The 19,441-nt window shown below is 68.6% G+C and carries 13 protein-coding genes and 1 pseudogene; 7 read left to right on the top strand and 7 right to left on the bottom strand.

Annotated elements, in window-relative coordinates; genetic code table 11:
- Positions 1-70: 70 nt before the first annotated feature.
- Both HUW62_RS06660 and HUW62_RS48525 read left to right on the top strand, forming a co-directional pair.
- Positions 71-1,804 carry an OmpA family protein gene (locus HUW62_RS06660; RefSeq protein ID WP_240356850.1) on the top strand — a complete coding sequence of 578 codons (1,734 nt, stop codon included), beginning with the start codon at positions 71-73 and terminating at the stop codon, positions 1,802-1,804.
- 101 nt (positions 1,805-1,905) lie between these two features.
- Positions 1,906-2,082: pseudogene (locus tag HUW62_RS48525) on the top strand (LysR family transcriptional regulator); the annotation flags it as partial.
- Positions 2,083-2,144: 62 nt separating this feature from the next.
- On the opposite strand, the gene HUW62_RS06650 reads toward HUW62_RS48525, so the two are convergent.
- Both HUW62_RS06650 and HUW62_RS06645 read right to left on the bottom strand, forming a co-directional pair.
- The gene (locus HUW62_RS06650; protein WP_217911165.1) at positions 2,145-4,649 is read right to left on the bottom strand and encodes a cellulose binding domain-containing protein; all 2,505 of its coding nucleotides are present in this window, start codon (positions 4,647-4,649) and stop codon (positions 2,145-2,147) included.
- 91 nt (positions 4,650-4,740) lie between these two features.
- Entirely contained in the window at positions 4,741-5,346 is a 606-nt protein-coding gene (locus tag HUW62_RS06645) for a LysE family translocator (protein WP_176433907.1), read from the bottom strand.
- A 121-nt stretch (positions 5,347-5,467) separates the two neighbouring features.
- Between HUW62_RS06645 and gcvA the strand changes: the two genes are divergently transcribed.
- Positions 5,468-6,385, top strand: a complete 918-nt coding sequence (gene gcvA / locus HUW62_RS06640) for a transcriptional regulator GcvA (protein ID WP_176433906.1) — start codon at positions 5,468-5,470, stop codon at positions 6,383-6,385.
- Positions 6,386-6,468: 83 nt separating this feature from the next.
- Entirely contained in the window at positions 6,469-7,941 is a 1,473-nt protein-coding gene (locus HUW62_RS06635; RefSeq protein ID WP_255203281.1) for an alpha/beta hydrolase, read from the top strand.
- A gap of 17 nt (positions 7,942-7,958) precedes the next feature.
- Here HUW62_RS06635 and HUW62_RS06630 read toward each other — a convergent pair whose 3' ends face one another.
- Positions 7,959-9,431 carry a hypothetical protein gene (locus HUW62_RS06630; protein WP_255203280.1) on the bottom strand — a complete coding sequence of 491 codons (1,473 nt, stop codon included), beginning with the start codon at positions 9,429-9,431 and terminating at the stop codon, positions 7,959-7,961.
- A gap of 285 nt (positions 9,432-9,716) precedes the next feature.
- Here HUW62_RS06630 and HUW62_RS06625 point away from each other — a divergent pair, with 285 nt between their 5' ends.
- Positions 9,717-10,490: a hypothetical protein gene (locus tag HUW62_RS06625; protein WP_176433903.1), complete on the top strand. Its 774-nt coding sequence runs from the start codon at positions 9,717-9,719 to the stop codon at positions 10,488-10,490.
- Between the two features lie 126 nt (positions 10,491-10,616).
- On the opposite strand, the gene HUW62_RS06620 is transcribed toward HUW62_RS06625, so the two are convergent.
- The 4 genes from HUW62_RS06620 to HUW62_RS06605 all read right to left on the bottom strand — a co-directional run bounded on the left by HUW62_RS06620 (position 10,617) and on the right by HUW62_RS06605 (position 16,523).
- A complete protein-coding gene (locus tag HUW62_RS06620; RefSeq protein WP_176433902.1) occupies positions 10,617-11,912 on the bottom strand; it encodes a hypothetical protein in 1,296 nt (431 codons plus the stop codon).
- Positions 11,913-12,299: 387 nt separating this feature from the next.
- On the bottom strand, positions 12,300-13,052 hold the full coding sequence (locus tag HUW62_RS06615) for a DUF2652 domain-containing protein (RefSeq protein WP_176433901.1): 753 nt from the start codon (positions 13,050-13,052) through the stop codon (positions 12,300-12,302).
- A 57-nt stretch (positions 13,053-13,109) separates the two neighbouring features.
- Positions 13,110-14,165 (bottom strand): fatty acid desaturase, encoded by a 1,056-nt coding sequence (locus tag HUW62_RS06610; protein ID WP_163868838.1) that lies wholly within the window; start codon positions 14,163-14,165, stop codon positions 13,110-13,112.
- 327 nt (positions 14,166-14,492) lie between these two features.
- Positions 14,493-16,523 carry a radical SAM protein gene (locus HUW62_RS06605; RefSeq protein ID WP_176433900.1) on the bottom strand — a complete coding sequence of 677 codons (2,031 nt, stop codon included), beginning with the start codon at positions 16,521-16,523 and terminating at the stop codon, positions 14,493-14,495.
- Positions 16,524-16,714: 191 nt separating this feature from the next.
- Between HUW62_RS06605 and HUW62_RS06600 the strand changes: the two genes are divergently transcribed.
- Complete coding sequence (locus tag HUW62_RS06600; RefSeq protein ID WP_176433899.1) at positions 16,715-17,758, top strand: hypothetical protein; 1,044 nt, start codon at positions 16,715-16,717, stop codon at positions 17,756-17,758.
- A gap of 273 nt (positions 17,759-18,031) precedes the next feature.
- Positions 18,032-19,345, top strand: a complete 1,314-nt coding sequence (locus HUW62_RS06595; protein WP_176433898.1) for an alpha/beta hydrolase — start codon at positions 18,032-18,034, stop codon at positions 19,343-19,345.
- Positions 19,346-19,441 lie beyond the last annotated feature (96 nt).

The following is a 19,441-nucleotide window of genomic DNA, read 5'->3' as shown; positions in this document are numbered from 1 at the left end:
CCTCCTGAATCCTCTCATCCGACTCTTCAGCTCGAAGGACCTTCCCTTGCGTGAATCGGCACGGACTTGTGTGCTTGTCGCCGCCCTGGTCGCCACGGGCGCCTCGGCGCAGACGCTCTCCAGCCCCTTGGTTGCTTTCGACGCGGAGCGCTTGCGTCTGAGCCCCGCCGCCACGGACTCGTTGATGGTGGACACGGGCCGGGTGCTCTCGGAGGGCGGCTATCGGCTCAGCCTCCTCGCCAACTACGAGCGAGGCATCCTCCTGTTGGAGGGCAGTGACGGGAGCGAGCGCTCCATCATCCACTACCGGACCTCGGCCTGGCTGATGGGCGCGTGGTCTCCGGTGGACCGTTTGGAGGTCTCCGCGCGGCTGCCCGTCATCATCTCGCAGGGTGGGCATGGCGCGAACCAGTTGGAGGGAGTCGCGGAGCCCTCGTCCGCGGGGCTCGGGACGCCCGAGGTGGGCGCGCGCTACTCGCTGCTGCGGCGCGAGGAAGGTGCGCCGTTGTCCCTCGCGGTGGGGCTGGACGTGGGGCTCCCGGGTGGACGGGCGAGCGCCTTCGGCCGGCAGGAGCACTGGGCGGGGCTTCAGTTCTCGCCGCGAGTCTCGCTGGGGCGCGAGGTCGGGATGTTCGCGCTGGGCGCGAGCGTGGGCGCGCGGATTCGTTCCACGGAAGTGGAGCCGGGCCGCGACGTGGGCACGGAGCTGGAGCAGTCCGTGGTGGTGGCGACCCGTGGAGATGGCCTGCGCGCCGAGGTGGCCCTGCAGGTGGCGGAGTCGCTGGTGCATCCGGACGTGGCGGTGGAGCTGCTCGGAGGCGTGAGGCTGCCCATTGGCCTGGGCTTCGAGCTGAACGCGCTCGCCGGGCATGGCTTCACGGACATCCCGGGGACACCGTCGTGGCGCTTGGGTGCGGGAATCGCGTGGGCGCACAACCCGGCGCGCGAGGACGTCTGCCAGGGTGGACGCAAGCACACGCCCGAGCAGTGCCCGGACTCCGATGACGACGGTGACTCCGTGCTGAACAAGTCGGACCGTTGCCCGCTGGAGGCCGGGTCGCCGGACAACGCGGGTTGCCCGGACCGCGACTCGGATGGCGATGGCGTCGTGGACCGGCTGGACAAGTGCCCGAACCAGGCTGGGAGCGCGGAGACGAACGGCTGCCCTGACTCGGATGGCGATGGCGTGCCGGATGCCGAGGACAAGTGCCCGAACGAGAAGGGCACCGTGGAGAACCAGGGATGCCCCGCGCCCGCGAAGGACTCGGATGGCGATGGCGTGCCGGACGACTCCGACAAGTGCCCGGACGAGAAGGGCACCGTGGAGAACCAGGGATGCCCCGCGCCCGTGAAGGACTCGGACGGCGACAGCGTGCCGGATGCCGACGACAAGTGCCCGAAGCAGAAGGGGACCGTGGAGAATCAGGGTTGCCCCGAGCCGGAGAAGGCGCCGGCGGAGGAGCGGCTCTCCCTGGCGGACCGTCGCATCACCTTCCAGGTGGGCCTTGCCCAGATTGAGGGCGAGGGTGCGAAGGTGCTCGACGAAATCGCCGAGCAGTTGAAGGCACGGCCCGGCGTCGCGGTGCGAATCGAAGGGCACACGGACAACACCGGTCCGGAGGACCTCAACCGCACGTTGAGCCAGGACCGCGCGGAGTCGGTGCGCGCCTACCTCATCCGCCGGGGTGTCGAAGGCTCGCGGTTGGAGGCCAAGGGGTACGGCCCGGCCCAGCCCATCGCGTCGAACGACACGCCGGAAGGACGCAGCGAGAACCGCCGCGTGGAGTTCGTCATTAAGCGGTGAGCCGGTGCGCAGGGAGTCGCGGGGCCCACGTGCCCCGCGATTCGCTGGGGCCGAGCACTCGAGCCGCTGTGCTCGGCCCCGGTGGACCGTGAGGAGGCGGGATGGACCGGCTGGACGTCATGCGGTTGTTCACGCGCATCGTGGAGCGGCGCAGCTTCACGGTGGCGGCCCAGGACCTGGAGCTGCCGCGCTCGACGGCCATGCAGGCCATCAAGCAGTTGGAGTCCCGGCTCGGCGTGCGACTGCTCCAGCGCACGACGCGGCACGTCCGTCCGACGCTCGACGGAGAGGCCTACTACCCCTGGGCCCGGCCTGGACGAGCACCGGACCCGTGTCCGTCTCACTCGCAGGGGTTGCCGTTCAAGGTGCAGTTGAAGGGCTGCCCCAGCCCGGTGGTGGTGAAGCCGAACTCCTTGCTCGCGCCCGCCTTGATGACGGTGTTGTGGCTGACGGGAAGGAACGTGTAGTGGTTCCCGTTGCGCGTCATCGTGGAGGAGAACGGGTTCTGCGCCGTCGTGCCGGCCGGCAAATCGAACTCCAGCTGCCACCCGCTGACGTTCGTCGTGCCCAGGTTCTCCACCGTGTACCGGCCCGTGTAGCCATTGGCCCAGACAGAGCTCATGGCGAAGTGGGCGACGAGTCCAGAGGCCGCCGCCGGGGCCGTGGTCGCGATGACCGCCGCGCTCGGCACCGACACGTTGCCCGCCGCATCCCGCGCGGTGACGGTGAATGAGTACGCCGTGGCCGGGCTCAGGCCGAGCAGCGTCACACCCAGGCCCGTCGTGGTGGCGGTCACGTTGCCGCCGAGCCAGGCGGAGTAGCCGGTGACGCCCCGGTTGTCCGTGGCCGCGTCCCAGGCCAGGGTGACGCTGGTGGACGTCACCGCCGTCACGCGGAGATTGGAGGGGGCGCTCGGCGGAGTGGTGTCGGGAGGCGGCGGAGCACCGACGCTGATGAGGAACAGCGACGGCGCCGTGTCCGTCCGCGTGGTGTCCACGCCATGGCCTCCGGAGTAGTCGAGCGTCTCCGCATGCGCCCAGTCGGAGATGGGCGTCCCGCTGATGTCCAGGTGCTTGTACGCCGAGCCGGACCAGCCGAACTGGTAGACGCGCGAGGGCTCCGAATAGAAGTCGGCGTAGGGCGCCGTGTCCGTACCCACCTGCTTGCGCAGGACGTTGTTGAAGAAGACGTTCTGCGGCCCCGTGGCACCGGACCACTTCACCGCCTTCTTCCCCGCGCCCCACCAGATGGGATACCAGTTCGAGTCATCCGGGCCGCCGCCGCCTTCCTCGCCGCAGTGGGCGTTGCAGTTGCCGGAGCGGTGCGCGTACGGAACGGCGCTGACGTTGCGCTCGAAGAGGTTCCTGCGCTCCCAGCCGCCGTGCAGGTTGAGGTCGGAGTCGAAGTCGTTGCCGATGACGACGTTGTTGGACGCGGACCACTGGAAGGTGAAGTGCCGCAGGTTGCGCGACGTGTTGCCGGCGTAGAGGGAATCCCAGACGCGGGAGCCTCGGAAGTAGCCGTTGCCGCCCTTGCCCTTGTTCCACGCTCCGTCGAACACGTTGTCGACAATCTGGAGGTTCTTCGCCTCCTCCGTGACGATGGGATGCGAGCCCGTCATCTCCGCGCGGATGCCTCGCACCCACGAGTCCGCGGCCCACTTGAAGACGATGCCGTGCATCTCGTACGCGGGCGCCAGGTTGCCGTAGTTATGGAGCGCGGCCGATGCGCTCACCCCCGGCACCTCTTGCGTGAAGTACAGGTTCTCGATGCCGACGCCGACGATGGGGTCGACGAGCGGAGCCGCCTTGGAGTCGTACACCGTGCCGTCGATGGCGGATGAGCCGTCCGAGGTCGACGTCACCGGCACGTCGTATTCCAGCGGCTTGTCCAGGGTGAGCGTCTTGTTGCCCGAGTCCACGGCGACGATGCGGAAGAGCTGCTGACGCATGTGCAGGTTGGACAGCGCGTGCTCGGTGGGCAGCGCCTGCTGCTCCGCGTAGAAGGCGCGCGAGTTGGCGGCGCGGATGTTGACGAGCCTGCCCACGGCCAGGGCGGAGGAGTTGGCCGCCAGGTACACCACCGTGTCGCCGGTGCGCGCGGCGAAGCCCGTCTCGCCCGGCTTCGCGCGGAGCTTCACCCCGACCTTCCAATGGACATTCGCGGTGCCCTCGAAGATGTCGGCGCGGTTGGCGGGGGCCGTCTCATGGTCGTCGTCGTACGCCGTGTGGACCTGGCGCGACTGCACCCGGAACAGGCCCCGTCCGGGCCACAGCCAGCCGCCCTTGCCCTCGCCGTAGGTCATGGCGTCCTCGTCCCAGTCGCCCCCGTCCGACGTCAGCGTGTCGTAGCGGGTGTTCACATCGGGACGGAACACCAGCTTCGTGCCCGTCACCGGAGAGGAGCTCGCACCCCGGATGATGACGTAGTTGGCGTCCACCGCGAGCTGACGGGAGACGTCGAGCTGGCCCGCGGGCAGCGAGAGCAGGGAGAGCTTCGTGAAGGACGCGCCAGGTGAGCACGTCGTGCGCAGGTAATCGATGGCGGCCTGGAGGCCGGCCGTGTCGTCCACGCCATCATTCGGAATCACGCCGTGGTTCGTCGCCAGCTCGGCCGGTGTCACCCGGCACGCCGAATCCGGATTGATGTCCGACTCACCTGGCAGCTCCTGTCCGCCCCGGTAGCCCGCCTTGGACCAGTCCGGCAGTCCGGTGATGGGCGCCCGCCGATTCGCGGGCGACAGGTCCAACACCGTCTGGGCCCAGCCAGGCGTCGAGCCCAGCACGGCCACGGAGGAAAACGTCAACAACACCAACCGGAGCATTCCGGTTCTTCGAGTGAGCATGAACATCTCCAGTCACGGATGTCTGGGTGGCGTGTTTCGCCACTGATACGGATTTATCCGAGAATAAACGGAGATGCTTGAATAACGTGCTTCAGGCGACGGCCACGTAGGCGGCGACGGCGACCATGCAGGCGCCGAACGTCCAGCCCTGGATGCGCAGGGCTCGTGCGGAGCGGAAGCGCCCCAGGATGAGCTTGCCTCCGTAGATCCATGGGAAGTGACACGCCACGCAGACGACGAGGAAGGCGGCGGTGAGCTGCGCGGCCTGCGAGAGCATGCCACCCTCCGGGTTCAGGAACTGGGAGAACATCACGAGAATCATCGAGTGAATCTTGGGGTTGAGGGCCACGGTGAAGAGGCCCTCGACGAAGCCGAGGCGCTCCGGTTCCTTCTCCGCTCCGGCGGGTGTGCTGGATGCGCGGAAGAAGCCCCACGCGAGGTAGAGCAGGTACACGACGCTGCACCAGCGCAGGATGCCGTGCAGCGGGGGAACCCCTTGCAGCGCGCGCCCCAGCCCCAGTCCGTAGAGCAGGCAGAGGGCGACGTTGGCCACCTCGAAGCCCGTCCAGAACGGCAGCGAGCCCCGGATGCCGAAGCGTCCGCCCGCGGTGGCGAGCACCGTGTTGCCGGGTCCGGGACTGAAGACCATCGGCACGGTGTAGCCCAGGAACATCACCCACACTTCAGCGGGAATCATGACGAAAGCCCCCACGCGCCCCTGTCGTCGTGAGGGGGCGCGAGTCGCCACACAAACTCCATTTCGAGTCGAACCCCCAGCGAGCTATCCTCACGCGCTCGATAGAGGGAGCTCATCGAGCATGCGCCGCATTCCACCGCTCGGCGCCCTGCGGGCCTTCGAGGCCGGGGCGCGACACCTGAGCTTCACCCGGGCCGCCACGGAGCTGCGCGTCACCCAGGCGGCCATCAGCCACCAGGTGCGCCAGTTGGAGGACTGGCTCGGCGTCTCGCTCTTCGAACGCCGGGGGCACGCGCTGACGCTGACAGCGAAGGGACAGGCGTACCTGCGCGAGCTGACGCCCGTGTTCGAGCGCCTGTCGGAAGCCACCACGCGGCTGTACGAGGCGGAGCAGGGGCCCCTGCGGCTCACCGTGTTGCCCTCGTTCGCCTCGTCCTGGCTCCTTCCCCGCCTGGAGGGCTTTCGTCGGCTCCATCCGGATATCGAGCTGCACCTGAGCAGCGCGTCGGAGCTGTGGGACTTCCTGGACGACCGCTTCGACGTGGGCATCCGCTCCGGGCTGGGACGGTGGACGGGGCTGAAGGCCGAGCAGCTCGCGCCGGAGGTGCTCGCGCCCCTGTGCAGTCCGGCGCTCGCCAGGAAGCTGCGCTCGCCGTCGGACCTGGGCAAGGTGCGGCTCCTCCATGACACGCCGAAGGATGGATGGCGTCGCTGGCTGGATGCGGCCGGTGTCGACGGCGTGGACACCGGGAAGGGCTTCGCGTTCAACGACGCGGGGCTGGTGCTCCAGGCCGCGCGGCAAGGTGATGGCGTGGCGCTCGGGCGATTGCTGCTCGCCGCCGACGACCTGAAGGCGGGGCGGCTGGTCCAGCCCTTCGCGCAGGTCCTCCCCAATGACTTCGGCTACTGGCTGGTCCACCCCCGGCCCCTGTCGAGCCGCCGGGATGTGGTCGCGTTCAAGGCCTGGCTGCTCGCCGAGGCCCGGGCCACGTCGAAGGCCGTGGGACTGCTGCCCGAAGTCGCTCGGAGGCGGGAGTAAACCTCCTCGCGCCCGGTTACCCTCCCTCGGAGGAAATGACCCTGCGCCTCGATAAGACATCTTCCGTTGTAGCTGTCATCTGGTTGCTGGTACTTGTCCCGCAGGCCCGCGCCACCGATACGGTGGGGATTCGCAAGGCGGGAGCGCTGGTGGTGGAGACCGGCACGACGAAGACGCCGTCCGGCGAGACGCTTCGTTACGAGCTGGGCACCTTCTATGTCCCGGAGAACCGGACCTCGAAGCGCGCTCGTGTCATCGGCATCGGATTCGCTCGCATCCGCGCGGCGAAGCCCACCGGTGCTCCGCCAGTGTTCATCCTCCCTGGCGGGCCAGCGCGCTCGTATCTCAACGCCTTCACGGACCACGACGACGCGGCGAAGAGCCAGCTCGAGGGAATCCTTCCCTACCGGGCCGTGGGGGACGTGGTGGTGGTGGACCAGCGGGGCTACTCGCCGCGCGGGGAAATCCTGACGGTGTCCCGGCGGGCGCAGCCGCTGGAGCAACCGCGCTCACTGGCCGCGGATGCGGAGGCGATGGTGGCGCTGGCCCAGGATGCGGTGGCGGCCCATCCCGACAAGGACCTGTCCGGCTACAACCTCGTCGAGTACGCGGAGGACGTGAAGGCGCTGAGCAAGGCGCTCGGCTATCGGCGCATTTCGTTGTCGGGACAGAGCTTCGGCTCGCAGTGGAGCCTGGCGGTGATGCGGCTGCATCCCGAAATCGTGGCGCGGGCGCTGCTCTCGGGCATCGAGCCGCTCGACAACAGCCATGACATGCCTTCGCACATCTTCGCGTCCCTCCAGCGCATCGCCTGGGACGCGGACCGCTCCCCCGCGCTCCGGCCCTATCTGCCCCGGGGTGGGGTGATGGCGGCATTGCGCGCGGTGCGGGAGCGCCTCGCCGCCGGGCCCGTCGAAGTCACGGTCCAGGACGCGAAGACGGGGACGGCGCGAACGGTGGTGCTCGGCCTGGAGGACTTCCAGGGCGCATTGCTCAGGCCCGCGGCGTCCTGGCCCGCCTTCGTCCTCTCCCTGTACTACCGCCGTTACGACGACTGGGCGCGAGAGGTCCTCGCGGAGCGTCAGGACGTCGAGGAACCCGTCCGGCTCATCGCGCCACTGATTGACAGCAGTCTCGCCGTGTCCGCCGAGCGCCGACATCTGTTGAAGACCGACGCGGGCCTGGAGCTGCTGGGCGCCGTCGACTTCGATGCGCTGATGGCCTCCGAGGAGGCGTGGCCGACGCCCGATATCGGTGATGAGGTGCGCCTCCCGGTGCCGAGCCCGATTCCGGTGCTCATGTTCCACGGGGACTGGGACACCTCGACGCCCCTGGAGAACGCGCTGGGCCTGCTGCCCTGGTTCTCCAACGGCCGCGTCATCCAGGTCCACCGGGGCGCGCACCACACGCGGGCCCCCGTCTTCGCGAAGTACCCGGAGCTGCTGGCCCAGGTGGTGAAGTTCCTCAAGACGGGCGACACCCGCGGGCTCCCGGTGCGCGTGGAGTTGCCCGTGCCTGGCTTCCAGCCTCCCTCATTCCCTCCGCCCGGGCAGTGAGGGCGGGAGGTGCGCGGCTACTTCGCGGGGGCCGCCCCCGGGGGACAGTGGATGCCCGAGGGCGTGGACCAGAGCTGATATTCGCCCGTCTCGTCGCTCGCGAAGAAATAGACGCGCGAGCCCAGCCGCGCGAAGCCGTCCGGCGAGGAGCCCCAGGTGCCGGGGTTGATGTCCGCGAGCTGGCCCGTGGTCGCCGGTGTGCCTCGGGTGAACCAGGGCTCGGTGAACAGGCCATCCTTTGACGCGCTGAAGAAGACGGAGCCGTCTCCCGTGGCGAAGAGGGACGAGTTGGAGTCGTCGCTCAGGTCCAGGGGGTGATGGAGCAACTGCGTCCCGGCCGTCGTTCCATCCGTCGCCCACAGCGACACGTCCCGGGGCGCGGGGCCGCTGCCGCCGATGGCCATGGAGAAGTAGAGCCTTCCTCCGGAGCTCGTCGTCCGCTGCAAGTAGGGCGTCGCGTCCGGCAGGTTCGCGTACAGGTTGGGCAGGGTGGTGATGCGTGTCTTGCCTCCGCCGCTCAAGGACACGCGCTCGACATGCAGTCGCTTCGTATCCGTGGACTGCGTGGCCAGGTAGACGGACGAGTCCAGCACGCCGAGCAGGCTGGTGGAGCGGCCGAACGACTCCAGCCGGACGGTCCCCGCGGTGGTTCCATCCGTCGTCCACACCTCGTCGTTGGGGCCGTCGTCCAGCACGAACAACCCCAGGTTGCCCGCCTGCGCCACGTGGTGGACGTAGGTGCTCCGCGCGTCCAGCTTCTTGACGGCGAACGTCCCGGCGGAGGTGCCGTCGGTGCGCCAGAGCGTGGTGCCGTGGGGCTCCGACGACAGGAACAGGTGCAGCGCCGCGCCCACCTTCAGCGAGGTGAAGCGGACCTCGACATCCGACGGAAGCACGGCCACGCGAAAGGTGCCGGCGTCGGTGCCATCCGAGCGCCAGACCTCACGACGCATGAACGTTGGTGCGGGGAGTGACACGTTGCGAACGAAGACGAGCAGCCCGTTGAGCGAGGTGAGGTGTTGCAGAGAGACGCCATCCATGCCGGGCGCGAGCTCCTTGACGAGCCGGGTTCCTCGCTCCGTCCCATCGCTGACCCACAGCTCGTTTCCGGTGGCGGTGTCATCCAGCTCGAAGAAGACCTGGTCGCCCACGGCCACCAGTCCGCCCAGGCGGGGTGGGCCGCGCATGGAGGGTGGAAACGTCCTCACCCGCGTGGTGCCGGATGACGTTCCATCCGTGCGCCAGAGGACGGCGCTGCCGTCGTAGAAGTTGGTGCCGAAGTAGAGCACCCCATTCGCGTTGACGAGCTGGTCGGTCCCAAGGAGCTGCCCACTGATGATGACGGGGCCCGTGCCCGGGGGAGTGATGACCTTCAGGCGCGAGGCGACCCCGGAGGGGCAGGCCCATTGCTTGACGTCGCGTCCGTCCGCGCCCGGCGGCATCCCTTCGGTGCCAGGGGAAACTCCGCACCCCGCGAGTCCCAGTGCCAACAGAGCCCATCCATGTCTTGCCCGCATGTCTTCTCCTCTCCGGCCTGAAAAAAGGCATGGGAGGGTGGGGTGCCTGACCTGGACTGCCAACGTGTGCTTCGGGGAGGGGCCCGCGTTCACGAGGCGCCTTCCCGTGCGCGCGGGCCCGCGGCCTGGACGCCGCGGCCTCCGCGACGAAACAGATGTGACTGAATGGCATCTCCATCGGAGATGCCGCTTTGAGTCGCCGACGTTTGGTGGCCAGATGGGGGCCGTCGCCGACAACAGCCTCGAGCGGAGGACCTCGTGTCCACGGATACGTTTTATGTGCGGGTGGGAAAGACAGTGGGACGCGAAGTCACCATGCACTGCCTGACGGGTTTTGGTGGCGGCCCGAGGGACTTCGGTTCGGGCAGGGCCTTCGCCCTGATGCTGCTCCTGGATGCGAAGCGCCGCGCGAGTGACATCGATTATCTGGTGAGGGGGGCGCCGAAGGCGGTGGCGAAGGCGCGGGTGGCCCTGGCGAAGAAGGCGGAAAAGGCCGAGTCGCCCCTCCATGCGGATGCGGGCGCCGCCGTGGTCTGGGAGGAACAGTGGCACGCCGAGCACACGCCGCGCTTCGTGGCGCGCGCCCGCGTCATCGCGCGGCACAACGCGGAAAGCGACGGGCTGCTGTACAAGGCCCGGCGTGAGCTTCGTCCTCTCGAGGAGAAGGGCAAGGGCGCCTTCCTCGATGCCGCGTGGAAGCGGCTTCATCACTTCGACCTCTTGGTGAAGGTGACGGACAAGAAGTATCTCCAGCATCTCGTGGAGGGGCACATCTTCGGGACGACCGCCTTCGAGGCCTGGAACGAGAAGCTCCTGCCTCCGGTGAAGCAGGCGCCTGCGAAGGAGCCGAAGCCCGCGAAGAAGACCCGGGCCGCGAAGAAGTCCCAGACCGCGACGGCGAGGAAGCCCGCGAAGAAGACCCACGCCGCGACTGCGAGGAAGCCCGCGAAGAAGACCCAGGCCGCGAAGAAGACCCCGCCTGCGAAGAAGCCGAAGGGGGCCCGGCGCGGAACATCCAGGGTTGGAGCCTGAAGGGCGCCTCATTCAGCGAGGAGGGGAAGCTCCTCGCGCTCGATTCCATCTTCGAGCCGGAGCGCCTGCGGGAGCTGGAGCTGGCGGTGTTCCCCACCTGAGTCGCGCCCGGGGCCCGCGCGCGGCTCACCAGTCCGCGCCGCTCAGGCTGCTCTCGCGGAGCAGGCCCTCGGGCATCACCGTCAGGAAGCGACGCGCCACCGGGTGCCACGCCGTGGGCACCACGGTGGGGTCCTGGTGGAGCTGCTCTCCCGTCTCCACATCCCACACGGAGGTTCCCTGGTCCTTCGTGCTCGCGAGCAGCAGGTTGCCATCGCACCTGAACTCGCCGCGCGGTCCAGGGAACCAGCGCAGCAGCTTCCCTGTCTCCACGTCGTGAATCATCGCGGCGTCGAGCAAGGCGTCGGCGTCCCCGCCGAAACCCCAGAAGGCGACCGCGCGAGGGCCCACGAAGCAGCGCGGGCCATCCCAGTGGTAGGTGCACTCGCGCAGGTGCTTCAGGGACGGGCCGTCCTCGGACTCCCACACGTTCTCATGCACCCATCGCCGCAGGGAGAAGGTCGTCAGGATGCCCAGCGGGTGCCAGACCCAGCCATCGTCCACGAGCCAGGCCTCGTCCGGGGACACCGTGAGGCCGCAGTGGAAGTAGTCGCGCTCGTGGCGAGGCATGGGCTCACCGGGCTTGCCCCGCCCCCCGGGCTCTCGCCGCGTCAGCAGCTCCCCCGTGGCGGGGTCCGACAGGTCCAGCCGATTCCAGGTCGTCGCGTGGGCGAGGAGCGTCCGGGGGCCGTCGCGGAAGAAGGCCAGGGGAAACTCGCAGCGCGTCTCATGGTACGAGCCCCGGTCCAGCGACATCGTCACCTTGCCGGAGACCAGCTCCAGCACGAGCCCCCTGGCGCCCAGCAGGTTCACCACCGCGGCATAGCGCCCGCAGGGCGAGACGTGCAGCGCGAGCCTGGCGGAGAGGTCGAGTGTCTCCGCGCCCACGGACCCCAGCCGCGTGAGCGAGCCTTCATCGAGGTCGATGCGGAGCAGCTCGCCATGCGCGTTCACCGCGAGCCACAGGGAGCCAGGCGCGGAGCCCAGCGCGGTGACGGCCCGAAGCGACTGGCCCGCGAGCTGGGGGAGTGACTGCTCCCGGTGCTCGAAGTGGAGCCCCGTGGTCCGGGTGCGCACCTGGGGGCGTCCGATGATGCCCATCAACGCGGAGCTGTGTCCCAGCCGCACGTGCTGGCAGTCGGCGCAGATGCTCCGGAACTGCTGGCCGGGCAGCGCCACCCGCGCGCAGTCCTGACAGAGCAGGTCATGGTGGACGCCCTGCCCCGTGAAGCGGACGTGGTGGCCCGCGTCGTCGTCATCCAGGAGGTGGACACACCACTGTCCCGCGTGGGGTGCGGCATGGCCACAGGCGAGCTGGTTCATCGGCGTCCTCCTTCGGAGGTCTTCAAGTCGAGACGGCCCCGCGGACCGCGGGCCTCCGCGTGTGTCGCTGGATGGAGTTGGCCCGGCGCGGAGGGCCGTCGAGCAGGAGGGTGGCTCGAGTTCCCGGCATGAAGTAGCGCTTCACGAGTCGCCCCCAGGCTGCTCGCGTCGCGCGAGCGCTGTCCGGCAAGGTACCCGAGGCAGCGCGACTCCGCATCCGACGCGAGCGCTGGTTCCTCGTGACTCACTTCGCCATGACGGCGTTGCTGTCGCTGTCCAAGGACCTGCGCGCGGGGTGGCTCGGAAACGTCTGTTCCCAGCGGACGGGTTCCGGCGGTTCATCCGCCTGCGGGCTCCGGCGGCACCTCTCCCGCGCGGCGGTCCCGCTCAGGAGTTCGGAGGACGCGGCAGGTGCGCTTGCGCGTGGGCGTCGACAATCTCGACGTTGCGGAAGTCCTGGCAGGCCTCGCGGAAGCCGAGCACGTACTTGAGCGAGCGCGCTTCCTGCGTCAGCTTGTGCCACCACCTGCGCAACAGGTTGGGACCTGGCGCCGCGGGCAGCTCCTGGCCGCTCTCGTTCAGGTCCAGGTAGTGCGTCGCGGTGCGGCCCAGGCCCTCGAACTCGTGCTCGAGCCCCCGCGTGTGCTGGCGCAGCCCCGGTTCGAGCCGCTGGTGCACCGAGTCGGTCATCAGCACGTACTCGGACACCGGGACGTCGTTCTTCAGCATCCGGTGCACGAGGATGACGTCGACACCCGCCAGCTCGGTGAGGTGCTTCACGCGCTGGAAGGCGACCTCACCCGAGTGCGCCACGAACTTGAGCGTCAGGGCGCCCACCTGCATGCACCCGTCGCACTTGCACATGCGGTCGACGATGAGCCGCTCGCGCCGGGCGAGGAAGGCACGGCGGAGGTTGGCGACCTGCCGGGCGAAGGCGGAGCAGTCGTCTCCGACGGCGTAGAAGAACGCCGCGTCCCCTTCGAGCTTCGCGAGCTTCAGCTTGCCGGAGGCGTCGATGAGGGCCTCCAGCAACTGCGCCACGGTGTCCTGCGCGTGCGCGAGGCTGAACCGGTGGTGCTTCATGAACCGGGTGTAGCCACCGATGTCCGCGATGAGCAGCAGCGCCTTCTCTGTCGCCATTCGCGTGTCAGCGTATCGCAGGGGTGCCAGGGAGGCCACCCCGCACCCGGCTCACGCCTATCCGCTCACGACGACGGCGGCCTTGGCCTTCTGCTTCTCCGCCCAGGGCAGGTAGTGCTGCTCCATGAACTCCGTCTTGAAGTCCCGGTACGAGCTGATGGCGCCCAGCCAGGACCAGCCGCGGATGAAGTGCCAGGCGGGGTCGAACTGGTGGGGCAGGAACCCCGCGCGGGCTCCGTGCGGGTACAGGTGGTGGTTGTTGTGCCACTCGCCCGTGATGAGGCCCGGCCAGAGCTGGTTGATGGACTGGTCCTTCATGTTGAAGTCCACGCCATCGCGGCGGCGGTCCTTGCCGCCCCCGTGCCCGTCATAGTTGAACGTCCGCACGCCCACGGCCCACACGCCGGACCAGCCGAAGAGCGCCAGCGCCAGCCCGTGTCCGCCGATGAGGAAGAACAGGCCGTACCAGACCGCCCAGTTCGCCAGGAAGTGCGCCACCGTCCAGGCGGGGTGACAGAGCGAACCCCACTTCTGGTACTGCTCATAGCTGTTCACGTGGACGCCCGTGTGCTCCACCAGCTTGCGCAGCTGCGAGTAGTCCTTGGCGCTCAAGTCCCTGCGGATGCCCTGGTGGTTCACATCCGCCAGGAAGCAGTAGAGCCAGCCGGCCTTCGCGTTGTAGGGGTCCCCCGGCTGCTCCACCTTGGCGTGGTGCACGTGGTGGGAGACGACATACGCCTCTTCCGAAATCGTCTTCACCACCAGGTTGCGGCACAGCTCCCGGAAGAACGCGTTCTTGAACGTGAAGGCGCGGTGCGTCGAGTAGCGGTGGTACCAGATGGTGCCGTGCGTCCCCAGAATCACCATGCTGTAGATGAAGCCGGCCAGCAGCAGCCACCAACTGAAGTAGTGGGTGAAGAAGAGCGCGAGGGGGACTCCGAATCCCAGCGTGGTGACCCAGGCGATGAGCGCCAGCCAGTTCTTACGCGTGCGAAAGATGTTCAGGCGCGTAAAGAACTCCGAGGCGATCTCCCGATGAGTCGGCACGTAGAGCGCGCCGTCCTTTTCGTAGCCGTAGCTCGGAGGGTCGAGGATGCGGTCCAGAAATGACATGAATTCCCTGAGCAGGCGGCGGGGGCGCGTGAACTGTGGCGGAGTTTCTCATGAAACGCCGGCGGCGGCGCGAAGTGCTACCCGGCATTTCTGACGCGGGCGCACGTGAAGACTCCGCGTGGGCGGAACAATGGGCTCCCAGCGGAGTGGAACGGGGCTCGACGTCGCGCGAATCCTGGCAGTCCTCGTCGACCCCGCCTCCTGCCTGGTGCTCGGGTGTCAGCGAGGGGTGGCTCCATTGGTCGCCCTCGATGACGGTGAATCGCTTGCCTGCTCGTCCGCGTGGGCGCGAGAAGCCCCCCGGGGGGAGCAGGGGTAGGCCCGCCGCTACCGTCTACGGAGCTCCTGGTCCACGTCCTCGCGGAGGCGGTGCAGGGCCTCCGCGAGCGCGTTGTCCGAGTTCACCCGAATCCAGGCGCGCACGCCCAGCACGGCCTCCAACTCGGTGAGCGCCTTCAACACCCGTCCGGGCTCCAGGGTGTTGACCTGGACCGAGAGGGTGTCGTTCCAGGTCGTCGATTCCACGCGGTCGTCCGCCGTCAGGTACGGACGGAGGTGCGGGACGACGTCGGGGGGACCGCGCGTGGGCTGGGTGAAGTGGCCCAGCACGACGACGCGCTTGCTGGTGAGCATGAGCGCGGTGCCGCCCTGTCGCTGGGCGAGGTAGCCGAGGCGAGGTCCGAAGTGGTCCTCCTCCAGCAGGACGTGCGGGCCCGCCACCGTGACGTCGCCGCTCAAGTCCTTCGCATACCGGGCCGCCGCCTCCGCTGACTTGAACAGGGCCCACAGGCGCAGCCGTCCCGTGTGAGGTGCGCGCGAGGCGAGGCGTTGTTCGAGGCGAACGTTCTTGGGAACATCCACCAGCTCCACCGCCACCGCCGCGTCGTGCTCCTGGGCAAGTGCCTTCAGCTTCGCCACCTTGGTGTCGAGGGAAGGGACGCCCCAGAAGTCGACGAGCCCGTGGAGCTGGTTCGCGTGGCGGAAGAAGGTGCCGAGCTGCTCCTTCTCCATCACACGCTCCAGTGCACCGAGGGAAGCGGCGTCCTTCACGCCGAACACGGTCGCCAGCGCGAGCTGGCCGTGGCCGTGAATCTCCGCGTGGATCATGCTCCCCTTGCGCTTCCACAGGAGGGTCCGCAGCGCGGGGAAGTCGTCCCCCAGCGTCATGTCCGTGTACAGCATCACCACGCGGCCCAGGGCAGTCATCATCTCCGGCGCACGTTCCTCCTCGCCCACGGGGATGCCTTCCGCCGCGAGCAGCTCCTTCCACCGCTCGGGATAGGCGCGCCCTGACTTCCAGTCCGGCAGGAGCGTGTCGAGGTACGCGGTGGTCTCGTCCGTGGTCTCGAAGCGACCCACGAGCACGCAGTCGCCGCTGTTGTTTCCGGAGAAGCCCCGCCACACGCGAACACCGTCGGCCAGCGCCTCCTCCTGGGGCGTCCCCGCGCGTGCGCAGCCCGCCAGGGGCGACGGCGCGGACAACACGTCCCGCCGTCCGTTCCAGCCCGCGAGCACGTCCTCCGCCGAGCGGATGGGCAACCCTCCTCCCTGGAACGAGCAGGCCTTCAACCGCCGGTCCGACGTCAGGGTGATGAAGTCGAGCCCCGCGCCACAGTCACCGCCGAAGAGCCGGGGGACCTCCGTCAGCGTGTCCCCGAAGCAGACCGACAGCCGCGTGCGCAGCGGACTCTCCGCGAGTACCTCCGTGAGTCGCGCCTCCTCCGAGGCGCTCAGTCGGAGCTTCGAGTCGTTGCCCACGTAGCGCAGGAGTGCGGCGTCGCGACAGCCCAGCGCGTGGAGCGTGCGGAGCTGTTCCGGAAGCAAGGGCAGCCGCTCCGGAGTGGCCAGGATGTTCACCCCGAACGTCTGTCCCGCGCGGGCGAGCCGCTCGACGCAGGCCTCCCAGTCGTTGTCCTCGTAGAGCGACACCCGGACCTCGCCCAGGTGGGGCGCGAGCCTCGCGAGTCGCTCGTCGGAGAGCAGCGTCCCGTTGGTGGTGAAGTGGAGCGCGAGCGACGTCTCCTCCGACAGCCGCCGCACCAGTTCGTCGAACCCGCGAAATGCCAGGGGCTCGCCGCCACCGAAGGCGACCTCCAACGTGCCCGCGCGGGCCAGCCCCGCCAGTACGTCGAACGCCGAGTCCACCGTCCACTCGCTCCGCGCTTCCTGCTCCCTCGAGCAGAAGGTGCACGCGAGGTTGCACGCGTTGGTGATGCCGAAGAGCACCAGCCGGGGCGCCCTTCGCCGCAGGTGGCGTGTGGAAGGCGCATCGACGCGCAGGTTCGTGCCCGTCTTCGGGTGGAACCAGAGGAGGGCGCCATCGAGCGCGTGCGGGCGCCAGTCGGATTGCGGCTGCATCAATGGCCTCTGAGTCGCGGCGTCGGCGCGGCCTGTCATGTCCTTGCCCACACCCTGCAAACCCCTGGAATCATGGAAAATCCGTCGGTGGGCTCGTGGTTCTCAGCCTACAAGAAACAACAGGGGTTCCGGGCCCGATAACCCCTGAGTCAGCCGCGGTCCGGCCGCCCACACCCCCCGAGGTCCCACCCATGGGTTTCAGGATCCCCAGCTTCAACGACGTTCGGAAGACGGTGACGAACACCGTCAACGACGTGAAGGACACGGTCGTCGACAAGGCGGCCGACGTGAAGAAGGCCGTCGTCGACACGAGCAAGGACGTGAAGAAGGCCGTCGTCGACACCAGCAAGGACGTGTTCGAGGACGTGAAGCACAACCCCGTCACGGACGCGTTCAAGAAGGCCATCACCGACCCGAAGGACCTGGCGCGCGACGTGTTCCAGACGGGCCTGCGCACGGCCTACCACGGCGCGCAGAAGGTGCTGCCGGAAGGCGCGGCGAACCAGCTCGTGAAGGCGGCCGAGGGCGGCATGGATGGCCTGGCCAAGACGTCCGAGCTGCTCCTGGGCAAGGACTCCTCCGTCACCCAGAGCCTGAAGACGCTGGGCCGGGTGGACCTGGAGGGCATCACCCGGACGACGGACCCGGTGACGGGACAGAAGCTCCAGGGTGACTGGCCCAAGCTGTGGGGGACGTGGCTGCTGGAGGAGAAGCCCAAGGACCTGGGCACCTGGGACAAGGACAAGAATGGCACCGAGCGTGTCACCGTGCGCGACAACGCGTACACCGACGACCTGGCGGGCCGGCCCCACCAGCAGCAGGTGACCGAAGAGTTCTTCAAGATGTACCCGAACCCGAAGCCGGGCGACGTCTTCCCTCCCAAGGACGCCACCCAGGAGCAGAACGACAAGGCCCTGTACCGCTTCACGGGCCCGGGCACCGACGAGAAGAGCAAGGAGAAGTACACCTCGCTGGAGTGGTTCATCGGCTCGTACCGCACGGAAGTGAAGTGCACCGGCATCGACGAGAAGACCGGCAAGCCGAACCTCTCGTACGAAGTCGTGAACAACTCCCACATGGAGTCCGGCACCCGCGTGCCGGCCAGCTTCCAGGAGAAGGGCCTGCCTCCGGCGCTCGTGCAGGACCGCCAGCGGGAGACCGGCCTGGGCGTCGGGGGTGACTGGGTTCAGCGCTACCAGTGGACCAGCACCGGCGTGGACAACCCCACGAAGTAGCCGTCCCGTCCTCGCTCGCTGACGAAGGCCCGGTGGTCGCTCACGAGCGGCCCCGGGCCTTCTGCCTTTCACGCGGGGGCCGGGAACGGGGCGGACCCCATGTCCGGCTTTGCGCGGAGAGGCGCCGAGGTGACGCATGGCGCCGTGGGTCGCGGACAATGAAGGTGACTTCCTGCGTCACATCATGTCCGTCGGTTTTTCCCATGCGTCAGGAAACATTTTCGGCTGATTCGCGAAGATGTAGGCATCCCCCCTTCAACACGAGGCGCAGTCATGGCCGGTCTCTCCTCTGTGAACAGCAGCGCCGCCGAGTCCGCCCGTCGTCGCGCGGAGGCAGCGCGCGTCGCCGCCAGGCAGCAGCAGACGGCGACGGCGACCGAGGCCAGGCCGAAGGCGAAGCCGGTGGAGCAGGTCTCCGCGTACGAGGGGCCTCGCAAGACGGGCGCGGAGAAGCTCACGGGTGAGAAGGCGCAGCCCGCCGCGAAGGGGCCGCTGGACAGCGCGCCCGCGGACCCGAAGGCGCGCGCGACGTGGTGGAAGCAGCTCTCCCCCACGGAGCAGATGCAGGCGGTCTCCTCGGACCCCAAGAAGGTCGGCTCCATGGACGGCCTGCCGGCCTCCGTGCGCGACACGGCGAACCGCACGCAGCTCAAGAACGAAATCGCGCGGCTCAGCGCGGAGAAGTCGCCGTCGAAGGAGCAGCAGCGCCAGTTGGATAACGCGCGGACCGTGCAGGCTCAGTTGGACCGGACGGCGAAGGAGGCGGGCTCCGCGCAGCTGCTCATCTATGACTCGACTTTCGTGAAGAGCGAGGGCCGTGCGGCCATCGTCGCCGGCAACCTGGACACCGCGAAGCACGTGTCCGTGAGCGTGCCGGGACTGAACTCGGACGTGCGCAGCTCGATGGACAGCATGACCAGCGAAGTGCTCCGGCTCCATGAGGCCTCGGGCACGGCGAACGGTGAGGTCGCGACGGTGGCCTGGATGGGCTACGACGCGCCGGGCTTCCATAACGTGGCGTCCGACAACGCTGCGGAGAATGGCGCGAAGCTGCTGGCCGCCGACGTGGCCGGCATCCGCGCCAGCCGCGAGGGCAACCAGCCCCACCTGACTGTCATTGGCCACAGCTATGGCAGCACCACCGCCTCCATCGCCGCCGACAAGAATGGACTCCAGGCGGATGACCTGGTGCTCATCGGCAGCCCAGGCGCTGGCAGCGCGAAGTCCGTGAAGGACTACGACGGCGCGCTCGCCAATGGCCACACGTGGTCCGGCTCGGCCAGCCGCGACCTGGTGTCCTGGCTCAATGGCAGCAACCTGCCCGGGGACCCGCTGGGACAGGACCCGTCCGAGAACAAGTTCGGCGCCAACCGGTTCACCGCGGAGGCGAAGGACCGCGGGAACAACAGCAACATGGGCGACCATTCCAAGTACTACAACGAGGGCTCCGAGTCCCTGGCCAACATCGCCGACATCGTCACCGGGAACTACGGGGGCGTGGACCGGGCCCAGCAGCGCTACGGGGAGCATGACTGGTGGAAGGGCAACCGAGTCCTCGACCCCGAGGTGAAGCGCGCCGTGGAGTGAGCCGGGTGTAGAGCGGGCCCAAGGTCCGCTCCACCGGCATCAATCACAAACTTCCATCTTCGCGGGACCGGCCTGAGCACTGGCGGGTCCCGCTTG

The organism is Myxococcus sp. AM011 (assembly GCF_013372595.1).
Lineage (GTDB): Bacteria > Myxococcota > Myxococcia > Myxococcales > Myxococcaceae > Myxococcus > Myxococcus eversor.
Note: the sequence above shows the minus strand (reverse complement) of the source record. Positions and strands in the feature narration are given on the sequence as shown.

Coding starts and splice junctions, on each gene's coding strand:
- HUW62_RS06650 (WP_217911165.1), bottom strand. CDS start 4,649: ATGCTCACTCGAAGAACCGGAATGCTCCGGTTGGTGTTGTTGACGTTT.
- HUW62_RS06645 (WP_176433907.1), bottom strand. CDS start 5,346: ATGATTCCCGCTGAAGTGTGGGTGATGTTCCTGGGCTACACCGTGCCG.
- gcvA (WP_176433906.1), top strand. CDS start 5,468: ATGCGCCGCATTCCACCGCTCGGCGCCCTGCGGGCCTTCGAGGCCGGG.
- HUW62_RS06620 (WP_176433902.1), bottom strand. CDS start 11,912: ATGAACCAGCTCGCCTGTGGCCATGCCGCACCCCACGCGGGACAGTGG.
- HUW62_RS06615 (WP_176433901.1), bottom strand. CDS start 13,052: ATGGCGACAGAGAAGGCGCTGCTGCTCATCGCGGACATCGGTGGCTAC.
- HUW62_RS06610 (WP_163868838.1), bottom strand. CDS start 14,165: ATGTCATTTCTGGACCGCATCCTCGACCCTCCGAGCTACGGCTACGAA.
- HUW62_RS06605 (WP_176433900.1), bottom strand. CDS start 16,523: ATGCAGCCGCAATCCGACTGGCGCCCGCACGCGCTCGATGGCGCCCTC.
- HUW62_RS06600 (WP_176433899.1), top strand. CDS start 16,715: ATGGGTTTCAGGATCCCCAGCTTCAACGACGTTCGGAAGACGGTGACG.
- HUW62_RS06595 (WP_176433898.1), top strand. CDS start 18,032: ATGGCCGGTCTCTCCTCTGTGAACAGCAGCGCCGCCGAGTCCGCCCGT.